Here is a 5,279-nt window from a genome sequence, read left to right on the forward strand (position 1 = left end):
CCGCTGGCCTACGCGGCGGGTCCGGGGGCCTGACGCGGCTGCCCGAAACCGGCGCGACGCACGGCGGCGGGGCCTTCCCGAAGCGGGTGATCGACCCGTCTCCGGGCCGGGCGCCGACGACACCGCCGCCCGGGCGGCCTCCTCGGGAGCGGTGGCGGCATGGTGGGAGCCGTGCGACCAGTGGAAGCGACACGGGAACCGGAAGCCCCGACGCAGGGCGGTCTCGCGGCACCGGGTGAGGTGGCGTGCCGTTACCGGGCGGACGAGAGCCGCCCGGAGGACCTGCCGATGATCGCTGCCGAGGCACTCGCGGCCGGGCTGGACACCCTGACGCTGTGCGAGCTCGCCGGCCTGCCGCGCACCGCGGACACGCACGACTTCCGCGACGCGTTCGAGCGGGCACGCTCCGAGTCCGGGATCGCCCTGCCCGATCCGGTTCTGGCACGGCGCCCCGCCCTGCGCCGACTGGCGGCGAGGCTCGTCGACCGGGAGATCGACGCCGCCGACCTCGCGACGGACGAGTTGGGGGGAGACGGAGGTCGAAACCGAGGAGGAGCGGTCATTCGGGCGGCTGATCCCGCCATGCGTGTGCTGCCTTGACCACGCCGTCGGACTCCACCCGCGGACGTGGGCCGCCGAGCTGCGGACGGCCGCGATCAGCCTGACGTCGTCCGCGCCGACCGGCCCCGGCTGCTGACTCCACTGCCGCCGTCGTCGTCGGGCGGACGGGCGGGCGGGCGGGCCCGGTCAGGGGCGGGGCTGCGGCCGGACGGTGAGGATCTGTTCGGCCTGGCCGACCGGGCCGTGGACGTCGTGCAGGACGGTGCTGGTGAGGCCCTGGCCGGTCGGGCCGAAGGTGACGGTGGTGTCGAGGCCGGTCCACGGGCCGTCCGGGGTGCGGTGAAGGTGGATGGTCAGATCGACGTTGGGGAACATCCACGCCGTCGGATCCTGCTGCGGGGCGATGCCGTTGGCGGTGTCCACCATGGCGATGAAGGAGGCCAGGGGGCTGCTCGGCTCGCCCGCGACCAGGTCGACGCGGGAGGTCAGCCAGGCCGTCGCGCGGCCCCGGCGGGTCGGGGGCACGCGGCGGACGTCGATCGAGGAGATGTAGCCGCCGTCCCAGGCGTCGTCCATGGCCCAGGCCGGGAGGCTGTCGGGCGCGGGCAGCGGCTCGCGCGGGCTGTCGGCGACGGCCGAGGTGTCCAGGGCCGCCAGCAGCCAGGCGCGGGCCCGGACGACGGCGCGGCCGCCGGTCGTCACGGTCGCTTCGAGGAGCTCGATGGTGCGTCCGGGGCGGACGGTCTCCACGGTGATCTCGCACTCGTCGAGCGCGATCCGGCCGAGGATGTCGTAGCTGATCCGGGAGAGCAGCAGGCCGCCGGGGCGTTGGGCGAGGTGCTGGTCGATCGCGTGCACGACCAGGCCGGCCAGCGGGCTGAAGTGCTGCTCGTCGGCGCTCCACGCACCGCCCGCGTGCGCGGTGGGCTTGAAGGTGTGCTCGCCCGTCCGCTCGTAGTAGCTCTCGTTACCGCTCTCGCGCGGGCTCGTGCTGGTGGTCACGGGTGCCGTCTCCTCGACCGGGGCGGGTGCATCGTTCCCGAATCGTAGGTGGCGGGGGCGCCGGCGGTCGCCGTGATCTATCGCACAGTGGGTCAAACCGGCGGCGAACGGGACGACCGGCCCTGTCGGCCGGGACACCGGGACCGGGACCGTGGGGAGGGAACGATCCGCGACCGGGAAGTGGGGCGCACGATGGCGCAGTACCGGAACGACCACGCGGCGGACATCGATCCGCACGACCTCGACCTGGTGGCCTTCCGCTCCGCGCCGCAGCGGCGGGCGCGTGACGCGCTGCTCGCCGTCAACGCCGACATGCGGCGCGACTACGCCGCCCTGAAGGCCGGGCTGACCACCCGCCTCACCCCGGTGATCGTCGTGCAGAACGACTCCCGGGGCGGCCGGTACACCCTGGTCGACGGTGGGGAGCGCGAGTCGCTGCACCCCGTCGCCGAGGTGTTCGAGCTGGCGAAGTCGATCGCCCACGTGCCGCTCGGCATCTACACGATCCTCGCCCCGTACCTCAAGGGCCCCGAGGGGCGCGGCTGGGTGCGGCCGCTCCAGGACTTCGCGGCCACCCTGACCGTCGCCCGCCAGCAGCTCGGCGCCGCCGGCCTGCCGCGCGAACTGGCCGCGTCCTCGCGGCGGATCCTGGACGGCGCGCTGCGCTTCATCGCGCGGGCCGTCGAGCGTCCGATGTCCGGCGCCGAGCTGATCAGGGCCTTCACCGACTTCAGCGGCGGCGTGTACGGCGACATCCGCACCAACATGTACCACGCCGCCAAGGCCCAGATCGCCGGGGTGGAGGCGGTGATGCGGCGCTGGCGGCGCCGGGTGGGGGAGCAGCGGTGGAAGGGCCTCTACGTGGTGGTGCTCTCGCTGTGGACGACCTCGGTGCTCAACCAGAACAGCATCATCATCCGGCGGTTCATGGACCCGGCCGCCGTGGCCACGCACCTCATCGACCTGCCCACCGCCGAGACGCCGGCCGACCCCGTCCTCACCGCCCTCGACAACCTCGCCCGGATCGTGCAGGACAACGTGGCCGCCGAACTGGTCTTCCCCGTCGACCAGGAGATCGCCGACGCGCTCAAGGGGCAGGAGGACCTGCTCTCCGACACCATCCAGGAGCAACTGGCCTGCCCCTACCAGGACAAGCGGGCGGTGCTGGACGGAAAAGCCGTCGTCCGGGCGGGCGGCCGTGTCGTACGGTGAGCCGTGTGGCCTACACGAAGACCTCCTACGTCTGCCTGCCCTGCCGGGCCTCCTACAAGCAGCCCTACGGCAGGCCGGGCGACGAGCGGCGCTGCCCGCGCTGTGCCGGGACGCTGATCCACGCGGGCTCCGCCTTCGCCGCCCCGCCGCGCCGGGACACCGCCGCCTGGCGCACCCTCACCCTGCTGCTGCACGCCGGCATCGGCTTCCACAAGAGCTGCTGCGGAGGTCCGGGCTACCGCCCCCGCACCCGCCACGAGGTGCGCGAGCGCATCCTGTTCGCCCGCCGTTCGGGCGAGCCGCGGGCGCGGGCGCTGTCGCGCCGCGAGATCCCCTGGGAGCGGACGGCGGGGTGAACCGCTCCGGCCCGGGGGTCGGCCGGTCCGACCTCCCGCTCCGGAGTTCCCGCCCGGTGGCGGCCCCGCCCCCCGCGCGGGGCCGGCACCAGGGGGTGCCCGTTCAGGATGAGGCCGCGGGGCCGGTCGTTCCTTGTACGAAAGCGAACCCGATGGGCCGTGGGGGAGGAGGGGCGGTGGACGCGGAGGACTCCGGGCCGGGGGAGGGCCGGGGTGAGAACGTCGAGCGGCGGCCGCCGGAGTGGATGCGCGGCGACGTCGTGCGGTGCCGCGGGTACCGGACGGCCGGCGTCCAGCGCCCGAGGGTCACGCTGCCCAGCGCGGCCGTGACCCTGTTGGTGGGCTGGGGCGAACCGCTGTACGTCCGGCAGGGGTTGGGCGACGCGGAGCGCGAGGAGACGCGGCACGCGATGATCGCGGGCCTGCAGACGGCCCCGGTGGTGGCGGGCTACCGGGGGTCGGGCCACGCGGTGGAGGTGGAGTTCACGGCCATCGGGGCGTTTCGCGTCTTCCGCCTGCCGCTGCACCTGCTCACCAACGCCGCCGTCCACCCGGACGAGGCCATGGGCCCCGGCTGGACGGCGAGGCTCACCGAGCGGCTGGCGGAGGCGCCGGACTGGGCCGCCCGCTGGGCCGTCGTCGACGCCGCCCTCAGGCCTCGGCTCGCGGACGCGCCGCCCGCCGTGGACCTCGCCGTCGAGGCCTGGCGGCGGCTGCGCGACGCGCACGGCGGACTGACCGCGCGGGACCTCGCCGCCGCGACGGGCCGGGGCGAGCGCCGGATCCAGCACGTGTTCCGGGAGCACGTCGGCGTCCCGCCGCAGACCCTGTCCCGGATCCTGCGCTTCCAGCGCGCGCTCGTCCTGTCCGGCCTCGGCCACCTCACCCTCGCCGACGTGGCGGCGACGAGCGGCTACCACGACCAGGCCCACATGAACCGGGACTTCCGCGCCCTGTCCGGCCGGACGCCCGGCGAACTCCGCGACATCGCCGACCGGTTGTCGGCTCCCGCGAGCCGCCTCGCGGCGGCACGGGAGGTCGGCTGCTTCAGCGACTTCTTCGAGTCCGACGCCGTGGACCGGTAGTCGCGAGGGCGTTTCGAGTCCGCGGGGGATCGCCCAGAGTGCGGCTGTTGCGGGTGATCGCGAAGGGGACTTGAATGGTCCAGACCACAACGGGAGGGATGCGAGACCATGACTGTTCCTCAGCGGACCGTCGTCCTCGGGACCTTGGGCTTCGGCACGATCGTCGACGAGGAGACCTCGTTCCGGCTCCTGGACCACTTCGTCGAGCACGGCGGGACGGTCCTGGACACCGCGAACAACTACGCGTTCTGGCTCGACGGCGCGACCGGGGACGAGAGCGAAGCCGTCATCGGGCGCTGGCTGGCCGACCGCAAGGCGCGGGACCAGGTCGTCATCAGCACCAAGGTGGGGGCTCGGCCCACGGTGCCCGGGGCCGGGCTCGAAGCGGCGGAGGGGCTGTCCGGGAAGGCGGTCCGGGCCGGGATCGAGGGCAGCCTGCGGCGCCTCGGCACGGACCGCGTCGACGTGTACTGGACGCACATCGAGGACCGCTCGGTGCCGCTCGCCGAGACCGTGGGGACCCTGGCCGACCTGGTGACCTCGGGGAAAGCGGGCGCGGTCGGCGCCAGCAACCACGCGGTGTGGCGGGTCGAGCGGGCCCGCGCGCTCGCCGGGGAGGGGCCGCGCTACTCGCACCTGCAGTACCGGTACTCGTACCTCCAGCCGCGCTTCGACGTGCCGCTGCCCTCCTCCGCCCACGTCCACGTGACGCCGGAGCTCCTCGACTACGTCCGCTCCGAGGGCGACCTGCGGCTCTGGGTCTACAGCCCGATCCTGTCCGGCGGCCTCACCCGCGAGGACGTCGAGATCGGCGCCGCCTACGACCACCCCGGCACGCCGAAGCGGCTCGCCGCCCTGCGCGCGGTGGCCGAGGAGACCGGCGCGACCGTCAACCAGGTGGCGCTCAGCTGGCTGCTCGACCACGAGGCGGGGATCCTGCCGCTGGTCGGGGTGAGCAAGGTCGCCCAGCTCGACGAGGCGCTCGGCGCCCTCGACGTGACGCTGACGGCGGAGCAGCGCGAGCGGCTGGACGCGGCCGCGCTGTAGGGACGTCCCGAGGGGG

The 5,279-nt window shown here is 74.4% G+C and carries 6 protein-coding genes; 5 read left to right on the forward strand and 1 reads right to left on the reverse strand.

Annotation, left to right across the window (positions count from 1 at the left end; translation table 11 throughout):
• The first annotated feature begins 288 nt into the window (after window positions 1-288).
• On the forward strand, window positions 289-600 hold the full coding sequence (locus tag ABD308_RS37345) for a hypothetical protein (protein WP_344345086.1): 312 nt from the start codon (window positions 289-291) through the stop codon (window positions 598-600).
• Between the two features lie 147 nt (window positions 601-747).
• Here ABD308_RS37345 and ABD308_RS37350 read toward each other — a convergent pair whose 3' ends face one another.
• Complete coding sequence (locus tag ABD308_RS37350) at window positions 748-1,563, reverse strand: thioesterase family protein (RefSeq protein WP_344345089.1); 816 nt, start codon at window positions 1,561-1,563, stop codon at window positions 748-750.
• 192 nt (window positions 1,564-1,755) lie between these two features.
• Between ABD308_RS37350 and ABD308_RS37355 the strand changes: the two genes are divergently transcribed.
• The 4 genes from ABD308_RS37355 (at window position 1,756) to ABD308_RS37370 (ending at window position 5,263) form a co-directional block, all read left to right on the forward strand.
• The gene (locus ABD308_RS37355) at window positions 1,756-2,775 is read left to right on the forward strand and encodes a hypothetical protein (RefSeq protein WP_344345092.1); all 1,020 of its coding nucleotides are present in this window, start codon (window positions 1,756-1,758) and stop codon (window positions 2,773-2,775) included.
• Between the two features lie 5 nt (window positions 2,776-2,780).
• The gene (locus ABD308_RS37360; RefSeq protein ID WP_344345095.1) at window positions 2,781-3,131 is read left to right on the forward strand and encodes a paraquat-inducible protein A; all 351 of its coding nucleotides are present in this window, start codon (window positions 2,781-2,783) and stop codon (window positions 3,129-3,131) included.
• Between the two features lie 176 nt (window positions 3,132-3,307).
• On the forward strand, window positions 3,308-4,216 hold the full coding sequence (locus ABD308_RS37365; protein ID WP_344345098.1) for a helix-turn-helix domain-containing protein: 909 nt from the start codon (window positions 3,308-3,310) through the stop codon (window positions 4,214-4,216).
• A gap of 108 nt (window positions 4,217-4,324) precedes the next feature.
• A complete protein-coding gene (locus ABD308_RS37370; RefSeq protein ID WP_344345101.1) occupies window positions 4,325-5,263 on the forward strand; it encodes an aldo/keto reductase in 939 nt (312 codons plus the stop codon).
• Window positions 5,264-5,279 lie beyond the last annotated feature (16 nt).

It is taken from the genome of Kitasatospora putterlickiae, assembly GCF_039527695.1.
In the GTDB taxonomy this organism is placed as follows: Bacteria; Actinomycetota; Actinomycetes; order Streptomycetales; family Streptomycetaceae; genus Kitasatospora; species Kitasatospora putterlickiae.

Bases quoted from the DNA above. Each gene is read 5' to 3' on its own strand.
- ABD308_RS37355 (WP_344345092.1), top strand. From the start codon at position 1,756: ATGGCGCAGTACCGGAACGACCACGCGGCGGACATCGATCCGCACGAC.
- ABD308_RS37370 (WP_344345101.1), top strand. From the start codon at position 4,325: ATGACTGTTCCTCAGCGGACCGTCGTCCTCGGGACCTTGGGCTTCGGC.
- ABD308_RS37345 (WP_344345086.1), top strand. From the start codon at position 289: ATGATCGCTGCCGAGGCACTCGCGGCCGGGCTGGACACCCTGACGCTG.